Origin of the sequence: Nitrospira sp. (assembly GCA_030653545.1) — a bacterium.
Taxonomy (GTDB): Bacteria; Nitrospirota; Nitrospiria; order Nitrospirales; family Nitrospiraceae; genus Nitrospira_D.
Genome location: JAURZE010000014.1, coordinates 50,177 through 64,420, shown reverse-complemented (window position 1 = coordinate 64,420; position 14,244 = coordinate 50,177). Strand labels below are relative to the sequence as shown.

Annotated in this window: 11 protein-coding genes; 5 read left to right on the top strand and 6 right to left on the bottom strand. The window is 59.5% G+C overall.

From position 1 onward, the window contains the following. Positions 1–11: 11 nt before the first annotated feature. Complete coding sequence (gene gcvP / locus Q7U39_05435; GenBank protein ID MDO9117377.1) at positions 12–2,900, bottom strand: aminomethyl-transferring glycine dehydrogenase; 2,889 nt, start codon at positions 2,898–2,900, stop codon at positions 12–14. 181 nt (positions 2,901–3,081) lie between these two features. Between gcvP and Q7U39_05430 the strand changes: the two genes are divergently transcribed. The 4 genes from Q7U39_05430 to Q7U39_05415 all read left to right on the top strand — a co-directional run bounded on the left by Q7U39_05430 (position 3,082) and on the right by Q7U39_05415 (position 8,547). Then, positions 3,082–4,752, top strand: coding sequence for an FAD-binding protein (locus Q7U39_05430; protein MDO9117376.1), 1,671 nt, complete (start codon positions 3,082–3,084; stop codon positions 4,750–4,752). A 110-nt stretch (positions 4,753–4,862) separates the two neighbouring features. Then, positions 4,863–5,534 carry a response regulator transcription factor gene (locus tag Q7U39_05425; GenBank protein ID MDO9117375.1) on the top strand — a complete coding sequence of 224 codons (672 nt, stop codon included), beginning with the start codon at positions 4,863–4,865 and terminating at the stop codon, positions 5,532–5,534. After that, a complete protein-coding gene (locus Q7U39_05420; protein MDO9117374.1) occupies positions 5,534–6,937 on the top strand; it encodes an ATP-binding protein in 1,404 nt (467 codons plus the stop codon). The genes Q7U39_05425 and Q7U39_05420 overlap by 1 nt, the downstream gene beginning before the upstream one ends. Before the next feature lie 110 nt (positions 6,938–7,047). Then, positions 7,048–8,547 carry a DegQ family serine endoprotease gene (locus Q7U39_05415; GenBank protein MDO9117373.1) on the top strand — a complete coding sequence of 500 codons (1,500 nt, stop codon included), beginning with the start codon at positions 7,048–7,050 and terminating at the stop codon, positions 8,545–8,547. 64 nt (positions 8,548–8,611) lie between these two features. Here the strand turns inward: Q7U39_05415 and purU are convergent, their stop codons facing one another. Both purU and rimO read right to left on the bottom strand, forming a co-directional pair. Continuing rightward, positions 8,612–9,478 carry a formyltetrahydrofolate deformylase gene (gene purU / locus Q7U39_05410; GenBank protein ID MDO9117372.1) on the bottom strand — a complete coding sequence of 289 codons (867 nt, stop codon included), beginning with the start codon at positions 9,476–9,478 and terminating at the stop codon, positions 8,612–8,614. 66 nt (positions 9,479–9,544) lie between these two features. Then, positions 9,545–10,963, bottom strand: a complete 1,419-nt coding sequence (gene rimO / locus Q7U39_05405; protein ID MDO9117371.1) for a 30S ribosomal protein S12 methylthiotransferase RimO — start codon at positions 10,961–10,963, stop codon at positions 9,545–9,547. Between the two features lie 86 nt (positions 10,964–11,049). Here rimO and Q7U39_05400 point away from each other — a divergent pair, with 86 nt between their 5' ends. Further along, positions 11,050–11,586, top strand: coding sequence for a gamma carbonic anhydrase family protein (locus Q7U39_05400; protein ID MDO9117370.1), 537 nt, complete (start codon positions 11,050–11,052; stop codon positions 11,584–11,586). Here the strand turns inward: Q7U39_05400 and Q7U39_05395 are convergent. From Q7U39_05395 to argB, 3 genes are read right to left on the bottom strand one after another with little or no spacing between them, the layout of a single operon-like run. Next, positions 11,576–12,310: a hypothetical protein gene (locus Q7U39_05395; protein ID MDO9117369.1), complete on the bottom strand. Its 735-nt coding sequence runs from the start codon at positions 12,308–12,310 to the stop codon at positions 11,576–11,578. The two genes, Q7U39_05400 and Q7U39_05395, sit on opposite strands and share 11 nt — an antisense overlap. After that, positions 12,307–13,161 (bottom strand): M28 family peptidase, encoded by an 855-nt coding sequence (locus Q7U39_05390; GenBank protein MDO9117368.1) that lies wholly within the window; start codon positions 13,159–13,161, stop codon positions 12,307–12,309. Before Q7U39_05390 ends, Q7U39_05395 begins: the two co-directional genes overlap by 4 nt. A gap of 27 nt (positions 13,162–13,188) precedes the next feature. Next, positions 13,189–14,082 carry an acetylglutamate kinase gene (gene argB / locus Q7U39_05385; protein MDO9117367.1) on the bottom strand — a complete coding sequence of 298 codons (894 nt, stop codon included), beginning with the start codon at positions 14,080–14,082 and terminating at the stop codon, positions 13,189–13,191. Positions 14,083–14,244: the final 162 nt, after the last annotated feature.

The window sequence follows — 14,244 nt, the reverse complement described above, 5'->3', positions numbered from 1 at the left end:
AATGCCACGGATCAAGGTTGGTAGCTGTCCATCGGAGGACAGGTGCAGATCAAATGGCGATCCCCGTAGGCTTCATCGATGCGGCTGACTGCCGGCCAGAATTTGTTGGCTTTGACAGTTGGAGTTGGGAATGCCGCTTGCTCTCTCGTATAGGGACGATTCCAGTCCGTGGCTGTGACGGTGGTTGCCGTGTGCGGTGCATTCTTGAGCACATTATTGGTACGGGGTTGACGCCCGTCGGTGATGTCTTGGATCTCCGCACGAATCGCGATCATCGCGTCACAGAACCGGTCCAATTCCGCTTTCCCTTCGCTCTCCGTCGGTTCAATCATCAAGGTGCCGGCGACCGGGAACGATACGGTCGGTGCATGGAAGCCGTAATCCATGAGGCGTTTGGCGACGTCCATGGCTTCGACGCCGGAGGTTTCTTTAAAGGGGCGCAGATCGAGGATGAATTCGTGCGCGACATGTCCCGTCGTTCCCGTATAGACGATGGAGTAGTGCTTCTCCAGCCGCTTGGCCATGTAGTTGGCGTTGAGAATGGCGACTTGCGTGGCCTTCTTGAGACCGTCACGGCCCATGAGGGCGATGTACACCCAGGAGATGGGCAGAATGCTTGCGCTTCCGTGCGGGGCTGCGGACACGGGACCGATCGACTCGCGGCTTCCCTGCCCCGTCACCGGGTGCCCCGGGAGGTAGGGCGCGAGATGCCTGGCGACGCCGATGGGCCCCATGCCAGGGCCGCCTCCGCCGTGCGGGATGCAAAACGTTTTGTGCAAATTCAGATGGCAGACGTCGGCGCCGATGTCGCCGGGCCGGCAGAGTCCCACCTGTGCGTTCATGTTGGCCCCGTCCATGTAGACCTGCCCGCCATGAGTATGGACGATCTGGCAGATCCGCCGCACGTCCGCTTCGAAGACCCCATGCGTTGAGGGGTAGGTGAGCATCAAGGCCGACAACCGGTCGCGGTACTGCACGGCTTTCGCTTCCAGGTCGGCGAGATCCACATTTCCCTGTTTGTCGCAGGCCACGACGACCACCGTCATCCCGGCCATCGCCGCACTCGCGGGGTTGGTGCCGTGGGCCGACACAGGAATGAGGCACACATCCCGATGGGGCGCACCCTGTCCCCGGTGGTACGCACGAATCACCATCAGTCCCGCATATTCACCCTGGGAGCCGGCGTTGGGCTGGAGCGAGATGGCGACAAATCCCGTAATCTCCGCCAGCCAGGACTCCAGCTGCCGGAACAATTCCTGGTACCCCTGCGTCTGTTCTGCCGGCGCGAAAGGATGGAGATGGGCAAATTCAGGCCAGGTCACGGGGAGCATTTCCGCTGTTGCGTTCAGCTTCATGGTGCAGGAGCCCAACGGAATCATCGAATGCGTGAGCGACAGATCCTTCCCCTGAAGCCGATGCAAGTAGCGCAACATCTCATGCTCGGAATGATAGCGATTGAAAATCTCATGTGTGAGATAGGAACTAGTGCGTGCCAATGGATTGGGATAGCCGGTCTCAACGGCGCCGGCGAGGTCGATAACCTGGAAGGGCAGGCGGTCATGGCCGACGAAGAGTTCCAAGAGCGTTCCGACTTCGTGCTCGGTGCTGGTTTCATCGAGTGAGAGCCCGAGGGATCCGTCCTCATGGGTCCGGAGATTGATGTGCCGTTCAGTCGCTCTGACGCGGATCAGATCGGCCTGGTTCTTGGGCGCGCGGACGCGCAACGTATCGAAGAACAATTCCGGACCTACGTCGAAGCCGAGACGGCGCAAGCCCTCGGCGAGCATCAGTGTCAATCCGTGCACGCGCTGCGCGATGCGGCGGAGACCGTCGGGGCCGTGATACACCGCGAACATGCCGGCCATGACGGCCAAGAGCACCTGGGCCGTACAAATGTTGCTCGTGGCCTTTTCCCGCCGGATATGTTGTTCGCGTGTTTGGAGGGATAACCGGTAGGCCGTATTGCCAGTCGCATCTTTCGAGACCCCGACGATGCGGCCGGGCATCTGGCGCTTGAATTCTTCCTTGGTGGTTAAGAACGCAGCATGTGGGCCGCCGAATCCCATAGGAACACCGAACCGCTGGCTGGAGCCCACGGCGATGTCGGCGCCGAACTCTCCCGGGGAACGCAAGAGCGTCAAGGCCAGTAGGTCTGTGGCGACGACCACGAGTGTTCCCGCCTCATGGGCTTGAGCGACCAGGCCGCTGACGTCACCGACGTAGCCGTCACTCCCCGGGTATTGGAGCAACAATCCGCATAAGGTTTTATCCGAGAACTTGATCGAGGCATTGGGGCCTGAGCGAATGGTGATCCCTAGGGGGTCAGCGCGGGTTTGGAGCACCGCGAGGGTCTGTGGATGGCAATCCTGCGAGACAAAGAATTCTGTCCGCTCCTCGCCCCGGGAGCGAGTGATAGCCAAGCACATGGCCATGGCTTCTGCGGCGGCAGTCGCCTCGTCCAGCAAGGAGGCATTAGCCAGGGGCAACCCGGTCAGATCTCCGACCATCGTTTGAAAATTCACCAGCGCTTCGAGGCGGCCTTGGGCGATTTCGGCCTGATAGGGCGTGTATTGGGTGTACCAGCCGGGGTTTTCCAGAATATTCCGCTGGATCACGCCGGGCGTGATGCAATGGTAATAGCCCATGCCGATGAGCGAACGGTAGACACGATTTTGGGCGGCCATCTGTTTCAGCTCGCCCAGCACGGCCTGCTCCCCTCGCTGCGACGGCAAGTTCAGCGGCTTTCGCAGCTGGATGTCCTGGGGGACCGTGACATCGCAGAGATGTTCCAGCGAGGGCATGCCGGCTACGGCCAGCATGTCGCGGATGTCGTCTTCCGACGGGCCGATATGGCGCTGCGGGAAGAGATCGGTCGGTTGCAGAAAATCAGGTTGAGGCATGGTCGTTCGATCCGCTCGCTATCAAATAGTTCGTGAATGGCACATGAGCCGGAGGAGAGTACCATGGCGCTGCTCCATTTCCAATATCCCACGGCCCGATGTCGCCGCTGCTTGCCTTGGGGGTGGATAGTTCTGTAAGTACAGGGGATAGAGGGCATTCTTCCCATTCCTGTGGGGCTTGATGACGACTCAACGAACACATGTGCATGACATTCTCATCGTCGGAGCCGGTCTGGCAGGGATGCGCGCGGCCTTAGCGGCCCCGACTAATTTGGATGTAGCCCTGATCTCAAAAGTCCATCCGGTCCGTAGCCATTCGGTGGCGGCTCAGGGCGGGATCAACGCCGCGCTCGGCGAGAGTGATTCGTGGGAAGCCCATGCCTTCGATACGGCGAAAGGGGGGTTGTATCTCGGCGATCAGGATGCCATCGAGGCGATGTGCCGGGAAGCCCCAGGGGATATCCTCGATCTGGAGCGAATGGGCGTGATCTTCAGTCGTGATGCCCACGGCCGCATCGCCCAGCGACCGTTCGGAGGGGCCGGCTTTCCGCGCACGTGCTACGCGGCGGATCGCACCGGACACGCGCTGCTGCATGCGCTCTATGAGCAAATTCTCAAACGACGCACTACGGTCTATGAAGAATGGTACGTCACCGCGCTCGTGGTCGAAGCCGGGGTCTGTCGGGGAGTCATCGCGTGGGATCTGGTGCATGGCGGCTTACGGATGCTGCAGGCGAAGGCCGTCATCCTTGCGACCGGCGGCAGCGGTCGTGTGTTTTTGACCAGTACGAATGCCGTGATCAATACCGGAGACGGGATGGCCTTAGCCTATCGCGCCGGGGCGCCGCTCATGGACATGGAGTTTGTCCAGTTTCATCCGACCACATTGAAAGACACGGGCATTCTAATTACGGAAGGGGCGAGGGGTGAGGGCGGCTATCTGCTCAACACGCTGGGGGAGCGGTTCCTGAAGCGGTATGCGCCGGAGCAAATGGAGCTGGCGACCCGCTCGACGGTCTCCTTGGCGATCGGGCAGGAAATTCTCGAAGGTCGAGGAGTGGATGGGTGTGTGTTGCTGGACCTCCGGCATCTCGGGCGGGACAAAATCTTAGAACGGCTCCCGCAAATCCGTCAGATCGCAATGGAGTTTGCCGGGCTCGATCCGGTTGAAACGCCGATTCCCATCCGGCCCGGTGCGCACTATCAAATGGGTGGAGTCAGAGCCAATCAGTGGGGCGAGACATCGATCCAGGGCCTCTTCGCGGCAGGGGAATGTGCCTGCGTCAGCGTGCACGGAGCCAATCGCCTTGGCGGCAATTCGCTGTTGGAAACGATCGTGTTCGGGCGACGGGCCGGGACAAGAGCCAGTGAATATGCCGGAACTACGGGGCATGAGATTCCGGCGCCGCAGCATCTCGCTGACGAACAAGCCAGAGTTGAGCGGCTACTCTCTCAGAGTGGGGGAGAGCGTGCGTGGCAGGTGCGGCAGGAGTTGGGGGAGGCCTTGAGCACGAACCTGGGCATCTTCCGGACAAAGGAATCGATGACGGTGGCTGGAAGCAAGGTACGTGAGCTCCAGCGCCGCGCGGCGGCGGTCTCGGTGCAGGACAAGGGGCGAGTCTTCAACACCGATTTGATCCAGGCGCTGGAGCTCCAATGCTTGGTCGAACTGGCGGAAACCATTGTTACAGGAGCGTTCGCGCGCGAGGAGAGCCGCGGCGCACATTATCGGGCCGACTTTCCAACCCGCAACGACGCCGTCTGGCTGCGGCATACGGTGGCTCACCGGGCGCCCGACGGGGTGCGGCTGTCCTACGCTCCCGTGACGGTGACTCGTTACACGCCCAAGTAGTCAATTCAAGCCCTTCGTGGAGCGAGGGGCTGCTCCCTATCCCCTACGCGACAACTAGCCGAGAACATCACCCGTAGGTTTGTTATAATCCGTCCGAATAAGGGGTGCGTATGCGTGTCCTCGTGGTTGAAGACGAAACGAAGGTCGGCTGTTTCATCAAGCGCGCGCTTGAGGAAGAAAGTTATGCCGTCGATCTCTGTGAGGACGGGGCCAAGGGACTTGAGATGGCCCTGGCGACCAATTACGATTTGATCGTCGTGGATCTCATGTTGCCGTCGATGTCAGGGATGGATATTCTTAAAGCCGTTCGTCGTGAGCGGATTCAAACGCCGGTAATGATCCTGACAGCGCAGTCCCAGGTCGATCAACGAGTGAAAGGACTCGACGCCGGTGCCGACGATTATCTCACCAAGCCGTTTGCGATCGATGAATTGCTGGCCCGAGTCCGGGCGTTGTTGCGCCGGGGCGCGACGGAGAGCCCCGGCATTCTGCAAATCGATGATTTGGTGCTGAATCCGGCGACCCGCGAGGTCGCGCGGGGCGGGATACGCATTGAGCTGACGCTGAAAGAATATGCGTTGCTGGAATATCTCATGCGGCACACCGGGCGGGTGCTGACGCGGCCGATGATTTCCGAGCATGTCTGGAATCAGGACTTCGACACCTTCACCAATGTCATCGATGTCTACGTCAATTATCTCCGCAACAAGATCGACCGGGGCCGGTCGAAAAAACTTATCCATACGATCCGTGGCAGCGGCTATATGCTGAAAGTCGACTGATGCCACTGCGACTTCGGCTCACGCTCTGGTACGGGAGCACGCTGGCTCTCGTCCTCATCGTGTTCTCCGTGGTCTTGTACAATGTGACGGCACGGAGTCTTCGCGATGCGGTGGATCAATCCTTAGAAGAGACCGCGAATACGGCGGTCCGGTCGCTTGAGGAGCGGGGGTTTCTCCCGCTCATCGACGAAGAGGAATTACTCTCGCAGTTTCCCGAGCTCGCGCGCATCGACAAGTTCTTCCAGATCTTCAGCCCTTCCGGAACGATCACGCTCCGTTCTCCCAATATCAAGCAGCATGAAGTGCCGCTCAGCCGCACGGCGCTCGAAATGACGTTCAGCGGGAAATCCATGTTTGAATCGGCGAAGTATCCGAAGGAGCCGCCGCTCCGACTCGTGTCCGTGCCGATCATGTATCGCGGAACCTTGCTCTACATTGTGCAAGTCGGGACGTCGATGGAATCGATCGAAGACACGTTGCGCCGGCTGCTGCTGGTGTTGCTGGTGACGATGCCGATTGCGCTGGCGGTGTCACTGGCCAGCGGATGGTTTCTGGCCGGCCGTGCGCTGCGGCCGGTCGACGCCATCACGCTGGCGGCCCAGCGTATCGCCGCCGGCGATCTCAGCCAGCGTTTGACGGTCTCGACCTCTCCCGACGAGATCGGGCGCTTGGCCAGCATGTTCAACGACATGATCGGCCGGCTCGATGTGTCGTTCCGCCAGATTCGACAATTTACCAGCGATGCGTCCCACGAGCTACGGACTCCGTTGACCGTCATGAAGGGAGAGACGGAATTGGTGCTCCGGCGCCCCCGCCCGTTGGGCGACTACCAAGTCGTCCTCGAAAGCAATCTGGAAGAAATCGATCGCATGACGCGTATCGTCGACGAGCTGCTCTTCCTCTCTCGTGCCGACATGGGAGAGGTGAGAATGGAGGCGCTGCCGGTCGGCCTGGAGTCGCTCGTCGAAGACATCCACCGGCAGGCGACGCTGCTCGGACAGGATCGCAACATCGCCGTCACGCTTGGCACGGTGCAGCCGGCCGTCGTCCAAGGCGATGAACTCCGGCTGCGCGAGTTGTTGCTGAATCTGGTGGAGAACGCGATCAAGTACTCTCATCCCAACGGAAAGGTCGAGATCTCGCTCGTCACAGAAGGACCGAGCGCGCGCCTGTCGGTCAGAGATCAAGGGATCGGCATCCCGCCCGATGATCTGTCCCGTATCTTCCATCGTTTTTTCAGGACCGATGGGGCCCGGGCCCATACGAAGAAAGGTACGGGTCTTGGACTCGCGATTTGCACCTGGATTGCGGAATCTCACAAGGGCCGTATCGACGTGACCAGTGAGCCGGGCGTCGGGTCGACGTTTACGGTTACGCTCCCACTAGCGACCCCATCCGCTTAACGACTTCTAATTCGCAGCTAATCCCCTTCTCATCACCGGCTGGTACGGTCATCTGTACATCAAGACGAGAACGATCTGTTCGCCGGTATCATTGTCATGAGGAGGAAACCATGAAGAAGTTGGTTCAGAAGGCAGTCGTTGCGGGTCTTGCCATTGCCGCGGTGGGAGCGGTCCTGACCTGGGGTGGTCAATCGTTGCCCTCTTCCCACGCCTCCAGCGGAATCCAGCCCGCGGCAACCGCCGTGGCGCTGCCAATCGCCTCGGGGGCGAACGGGTTTACAGAGGTGGCCAAGGCGGTCACCCCGGCGGTGGTCAACATTACGACGATCACGGGCGAGAAAGTCTCCGACGGGCGGAAGATTCCCGATGAACTGCGCGATCGGATGGAAGAGTTCTTCGGCGGGCCTGGCGGCCCGCGCGGTTATCGCGGGCCGCAGGGTCCGGGAGAGCCTCGTGGACATCGTGGGGGCGGCCAGGGCTCCGGGGTGATTGTCTCGTCGGATGGCTATGTGCTGACCAATAACCATGTGATCGAAGGCGCGCAGGAAGTCACGGTCACCTTGCCCGACAAGCGCGACTTCAAAGGCACGATTGTCGGAACCGATCCCAAGACCGATCTGGCGGTGGTGAAGATCGATGGACAGAATCTGCCGACGGTGGTGTGGGGCGATGCCACCAAGCTGCAAGTCGGTGAGTATGTGCTGGCGGTCGGGAACCCGTTCGGGCTGAATTCGACGGTGACGCTCGGCATCGTGAGCGCACTGGGGCGGGGTCGGATGGGCATCACGCAGTACGAAGACTTCATTCAAACGGATGCCGCCATCAATCCCGGAAACTCAGGCGGTGCATTGGTGAATACGCGCGGGGAACTGGTCGGGATCAATACGGCGATCTTTTCACAGACCGGCGGGTATCAGGGGGTGGGGTTTGCCGTACCGACCAGCATGAGCAAGCCGATCTATGAAAGCCTGATCAAGAGCGGAAAGGTTGTGCGTGGGTACCTGGGTGTCGGGATTCAGGATCTCAGCCAGGACCTGGCCAAGTCATTCGGAATTAAGAGCGCGAAGGGCGCGCTCGTCAGTGACGTGAAGGAAGAGGGGCCGGCTGACCAGGCTGGTCTCAAGCAGGGCGATGTGATCATCGCGTATCAAGGCGCATCCGTCGAGGATGCGGTGGCGCTCCAGCGCCTGGTGACCAGAACAGGGGTCGGGATGAAAGTGCCCGTCAAGGTGATCCGTGACGGCCATGAGAAAGATCTCACGGTGACAATCGGGGAACAGTTGGATACGACGAAGGTTGCGAAAGCCGAAGCTGGTGAAGCGGACTATGCTTTTGCCGGAGTGGCGGTTCAGGATCTCGACCGGGAGACCGCGAAGGAGTTGGGCATCAAAGGCAAGGCGCAGGGAGTGGTGGTGACAGGCGTCGAGCCGGAGAGCGGCGCCGAAAAGGCCGGTTTGATGGCAGGGGATGTCATTCGAGAGATCAATCGCCAGCCGGTCAAGTCGGTCAAGGAATTTGAGAAGGCCTCATCAGCGATCAAGAAGGGCGACCATGTCCTGATCTTGATCAATCGCCATGGCAATGCGTTATTTCTGACCGCGAAAGTGTAGGTGAGAGACCGGGGGATGGGGCGTTCGCCTCATCCCCCGCGAGCAGACTCTTTCAGTATCCTGCCTAATCGAAGACGACGGTCTTTTTCCCATACACCAACACCCGATGTTCGATATGCCGGCGCACCGCGCGTGCCAGGACAATCTCTTCCAGGTCGCGTCCCTTCCTTACCAGATCATCGACGGTGTCCCGGTGTCCAACGCGAATCACATCCTGTTCGATGATCGGTCCCTCGTCGAGGTCCTGGGTGGCATAGTGGGCCGTTGCACCGATGATCTTCACGCCCCGCTCGTAGGCCTGCCGATAGGGATTTGCGCCGATGAACGCCGGGAGAAACGAATGATGAATGTTGATCACCGGGCAGCCGATTTGAGTGAGGAAGTCGGCGCTCAGAATCTGCATGTAGCGGGCCATGACCACCAGTTCCACACAATGGGATTTCAACGCCGAGATGACTTGCTGCTCTTGCTGGGGCTTGGTTTCCTTGGTGACCGGTAAGACCACGAAAGGGATCTTGAACAGGTGGGCCCACTCCGCGCAGGCGTCATGATTGGAAATGATGACCGGAACATCGATACGTAACTCGTCTCGACGGTGCCGTTGGAGGAGGTCTGCCAAGCAGTGATCTTGTTTCGAGACGAGCATGCCGACGCGCGTGCGGTGGCTGGAATGATGCACCTCGTAGCGCATCTCAAATATTTTGGCGATGGGGGCGAAGGCGGCGGAAATCTCGTCGGGAGGAATCTGCAATCCCTCGGTGGCGAATTCCATCCGCATCAAGAAGTCGTTCGTTTCTTCATCGGTATGGTGATCGGAGTCGAGAATGTTGCCGCCGAAGTCGTGAATGAATCCCGACACGCGGGCGACAATGCCCTTCCGGTCTTTGCAGTGGATGAGAATCACCACGGAATCTTTACGAGTGGCTGCCATGCGGATACGCCCCTTTCGTCAGTTTTCAAAGAGTGTAGCAGATCGGGAATCGGGTGTGGCGTGAAGTCAGGAGACGATGTGGCCGACGAGATCGTACGTGGCCGCATCCGTGATCTCGACCTTGACGAGGTCTCCTGGGTCGGCCGAGCCGTCGTTGATATAGACGACGCCGTCGATCTCGGGTGCGAGGCCTTCGTGCCGGCCTTCCAGCAGCAACGGAGTTTCCTCCGAAGGCCCTTCCACAAGGACCTCCATGACCGAACCGATACGATCCTGCCCGCGTGCCGCGGCAATCCCTTCCTGGGTGGCAAGCAGTTCGTTCCGTCGTTCTTCCATGACGCTGCGCTCGATTTTGTCGTCCAGCGATACCGCTGTCGTATCTTCCTCGTCCGAGTAGAGAAATGCGGCCACTCGGTCGAAACCGGATTCCGCCACGTAGGATTTGAGTTCCTGGTAGGCCTTCTCCGTTTCACCGGGAAATCCAACGATGAAGGCGGTCCGGAACGTCAGGCCGGGAATGCGGGTGCGAATCCGGTCCACGAGTTTCTCGATGGCGGCTCGATTCCCCAGACGGTGCATGCGCTTCAGCATTCGGTCGTTGATGTGCTGGAGCGGCATATCGATGTACTTGGTAATCTTTTCCTCGCCCGCATAGAGGTCGAGTAGATCATCGGTGACTTGTTGGGGATAGAGGTAGAACGGTCTGATCCAGCGAATGTCCGGAACCTTCACCAGCGCGCGAAGCAGCGAGGTGAGACCGCCTCGAATACCCAGGTCCACGCCGTAGTTGATCGTATCCTGGGAAATGAGGTTGAGCTCTTTTACGCCTTCGCCGGCGAGGCGCTCCGCTTCGGCCACAATGGATTCGATCGACCGGCTCCGCTGTTTCCCGCGCATGATCGGAATGGCGCAGAAGGCGCAATTTCGGTTACACCCTTCGGCGATCTTCACATAGGCACTGTGCGGCTTGCCGAGCCGTAGGCGCGGAGAGTCCGCGTCGTAGAGGTAGGGCGGTTCGCTGATCCACAGTCGTTGCTGGCGTTTGCTGGGCGTGAGGAGGTTACGACAGATTTCCGCGATCTTCCCGAATTCCCCGGTGCCCACTACGCCGTCCAATTCCGGCAGTTCTTTCAGCAGGTCGCCTTGATAGCGTTGAGCCAGGCAGCCTGCTGCGATGAGGACCCGGCAGGCACCTTTCTTCTTCAGTTTGCCATGTTCGAGAATCGAATTGATCGATTCCTGCTTGGCTTCTTCGATAAAGCCGCAGGTATTGATGATGACGACTTCAGCTTTCTTGGGGTTGTCGGTCAGTTGGAAACCGTCGTGAACCAGCGTGCCCAGCATGAGCTCGGAGTCCACCTGGTTTTTCGAGCAGCCCAGATTCACAAAACCGACGGTGGTTCTACGGGCGGCAACGGGTGCCTTGGTTTGCGCGGCTTTCTTGGTGGCTTTCTTGCGATCGAGCTGGATCAACGGTGTAGACATGAGCGGCAGTCTACGGGAGGGTTGAAAAGGCTGTCAACGCGTCTTGGTCTTGAAATCCAGGCCATGCTTCACCTACAGTGCGCACCGTGATTCGAACATTCAAGGGTATCAAGCCCACCATTCCGGACTCCTGCTTCATCGAGGACACCGCTGTCGTCATCGGCGATGTGGTCATGGGTGAGGAGTGCAGCGTCTGGTTCAATGCCGTGATCCGGGGCGATGTGCATTATATCCGCATGGGGAATCGGACCAATGTGCAGGATCTTTGCATGCTGCACGTGACGCACGATACTCACCCGCTGATCATCGGGAATGAGGTTACCATCGGCCATAGTGTCGTCTTGCACGGTTGTACGATCAAAGATCGGGTGCTGGTGGGCATGGGCGCGATCATCATGGACGGCGCCGTGATCGGGGAGGACTCGGTCGTGGGCGCCGGCGCGTTGGTGGTGGAGGGGACAGTGGTTCCGCCGAAGAGCGTCATCCTCGGCTCGCCCGGCCGGGTGCGGCGTGGGGTTTCGGATGCCGAACTCGCCTGGATCAAGGAGTCGGCGGCCAATTACGTGAAATACGCTTGCCAGTATATGGACGACTCGTCGAAGCAAACCGGATTTAAGGTCTAGCTCGTCGTGGCCTTCGAGTTTTCGTTGCCGCCGCTCCAATTTTCATAAAACACACCGGGTCCCCTACCAGGGCCGTTGGAAATTGCTCTCGTCCAACGAGGTACGGGATATTCTTGCGGTGACACCAGTCGGCGATCCAGACCACTTCTTCTGTTGAGGTGGTCACCAAACCAGGCAGGCTCAGTTTCGGCATGACGCGATCGACGATGGAACGCACGATGCGGCGCTGCTGCTCAAATTGGCGCGGGTCGAATGTCACCGGATCGGCGGTTCCGTAAGACAGCGGGGCCAAGTGAGGGAATCGTTCCGGATCATTGAGCACACTCACCATCCAGAGATGATCGAAGCGTCCCTTGGCCTTGGCTGCATCAAGGCTATGAAATCGAACCGGCAGGGATTGGCAGGCTCGATTGATGGCGGCGACCTCGGTTCGGCGAAGATTATAGGGCTCGACTTCTCGTTGGAGGTCGAGCGTTTCCATGAGAAGCGGCGGGAGCTCCGCGACACCCGCTCCCACATAGAGGCTCCGGCCATGCGGGTCGAGGCGATCGTAGAGCGCACGAGCGATCCGGTTGCCCAGTCGCTCACAGGGCTTTCGCTTGGCTTGCCAGAACTCATCGCCGCCTTCGTAACAATAGACCGGGCCGAGCGCCGTATAGTCTAAATGGGCAAAGAGCTGGGAAACGGCGGCTCGTGTCGGCCGGCTAAGGGGCTTGGGCATCATGGCCTTTCCGGCATGGCGGCAAGCGCCAGCACTGCATTCGTGACGGCGTCAGTCACGGATGCGAGGAATTTCAGGTTAAGGGTGTCGACCGTATCGGTGGATCGATGGTAGTGCGGATTCCGAAAATTAGCGGTGTCGGTCACCATCACGGCGGCGAAGCCCTGTTCCCAAAAGGCCGTATGGTCGCTTCGTCTGGTGTCGGGAAGGTGTTCCCCGTTACCAGGGACGACCAACGGAACGACGGGGATGGCGGGAGCCATGGCTTGCGACAACGCGGAGGTCAGGGAGGCTGACGCCTGGTTTCCGATCAGCGCGAGAAAGTTTCCGACAGAAGGTACGGCGATGGGAATACCGGGGGGCGTTCGCTGCGAGCCTTCCTGCTCGTTGGCATATCCGACACATTCAAGGACGATTGCCCCATAGACGGACTGGCCGGTCTCGGCAAGATGGGCCACATAGGCGCGACTGCCCAGCAGGTCTTCTTCTTCGAGGCAAAAGGCCATGAATCGGACCGGTCGCGCCAGTGCGGTCTGCGTGAGTCGGCGGGCGACTTCGAGAAGGACGGTGAGCGCGCTGGCATTGTCGTCGGCGCCGGGCGATCCAATGACCGTATCGTAGTGGGCGGCGAGAATCAGCGGTGGAGCGGCCGCGCTATTTTGCGACGATTTGCTCCCGATCACGTTGTCGTAGGTCTGTCCCAAGGCCTCAAATCGGTGCGTGGTGACCTCAAGGCCCAAGCGGAGGAACTGCTGTGTTAAATAGACGGCCGTCTCCCGCAATGCGACCGGCGATGTGTCGGGGTGGCGCTCGCGGGTAAGCGCAGCGAGGTGGGTCGTCAATTCGTCAGTCACGCGGCTGGTGCTCGTGCTTGGAAAGGGTTACGACACAATCTCGGTGCCGATGCCCTTGCGGGTGAATATTTCGAGCAAGAGGGCATGGGGAATGCGGCCGTCGATGATGTGGGCTTTCCCGGCTCCGCCCGCCAGCGCCTCGAGACAGGCATGCACTTTCGGCAACATGCCTTGGCCGATCACGCCTTTCTTTACCATTCGCTGCACATCTTTTCGTGAGACCGTCGAAAGGTGGCGGTTGTTGGCGTCACGGATTCCCTTGATGTCGGTCATCATCACGAGTTTTTCTGCATGGAGCGACGCGGCAATGGCGCCGGCCACGAGGTCGGCATTGATGTTGTACGTGTTGCCTTCCTTGTCTGTTCCGATCGGTGCGATGACGGGGATATAGTGGTCTTGCTGGAGCTTCAGCACGAGACTGGGATCGACCGCTTGTACTTCCCCGACCAGCCCGAAATCACCCTGGTCGTCGCCTTCTAAATCTTTACCTAAACTCTTCGCCCAGGATTTCGCGGTGAGTGGTTGAGCCATGAGCAGCCCGCCGTCTTTTCCGCTGAGGCCCACGGACCGGCCGCCGTGGCGATTCAGGAGTTCCACGATTTCCATATTGATCTTGCCGGCCAGGACCATCTCCACGATTTCCATGGTGGCTTCGTCGGTGATCCGGACGCCGTGGCGGAACTTGGCTTCGATGCCGAGTCTGGTCAACATCTTGTCGATCTGCGGGCCTCCGCCATGCACGATGACCGGATTGAGCCCGACATATTTGAGTAGGACGATATCTTCCGCGAACCGTTCCTTGAGCGCCGTCTCGGTCATGGCATGCCCGCCATACTTAATGACCACCGTTTTGCCCCGGAAGGTGCGGATATAGGGCAGCGCCTCGATGAGGATATTGGCTTTCTTAATCAGTCGATTCATGGGCTGCTCCTAGTTCTCAGAGGATGTCCCGGATCACATTCCGATCCTTCACCGCGGCGCGCACTGGCTTGCGGGCCGTGACTATATCAATTTCCTCCAGAAACACAATCCTGTTGTGCTCGAACCGGTATCAATTTTCTCGCAAGTTTACGGTCATCTCGG

What these genes read in the sequence shown, in the direction of transcription:
- Q7U39_05425 (MDO9117375.1), top strand. Translation starts at nt 4,863, where the DNA reads ATGCGTGTCCTCGTGGTTGAAGACGAAACGAAGGTCGGCTGTTTCATC.
- Q7U39_05430 (MDO9117376.1), top strand. Translation starts at nt 3,082, where the DNA reads ATGACGACTCAACGAACACATGTGCATGACATTCTCATCGTCGGAGCC.
- argB (MDO9117367.1), bottom strand. Translation starts at nt 14,082, where the DNA reads ATGAATCGACTGATTAAGAAAGCCAATATCCTCATCGAGGCGCTGCCC.
- Q7U39_05420 (MDO9117374.1), top strand. Translation starts at nt 5,534, where the DNA reads ATGCCACTGCGACTTCGGCTCACGCTCTGGTACGGGAGCACGCTGGCT.
- Q7U39_05415 (MDO9117373.1), top strand. Translation starts at nt 7,048, where the DNA reads ATGAAGAAGTTGGTTCAGAAGGCAGTCGTTGCGGGTCTTGCCATTGCC.
- Q7U39_05395 (MDO9117369.1), bottom strand. Translation starts at nt 12,310, where the DNA reads ATGATGCCCAAGCCCCTTAGCCGGCCGACACGAGCCGCCGTTTCCCAG.
- purU (MDO9117372.1), bottom strand. Translation starts at nt 9,478, where the DNA reads ATGGCAGCCACTCGTAAAGATTCCGTGGTGATTCTCATCCACTGCAAA.
- gcvP (MDO9117377.1), bottom strand. Translation starts at nt 2,900, where the DNA reads ATGCCTCAACCTGATTTTCTGCAACCGACCGATCTCTTCCCGCAGCGC.
- rimO (MDO9117371.1), bottom strand. Translation starts at nt 10,963, where the DNA reads ATGTCTACACCGTTGATCCAGCTCGATCGCAAGAAAGCCACCAAGAAA.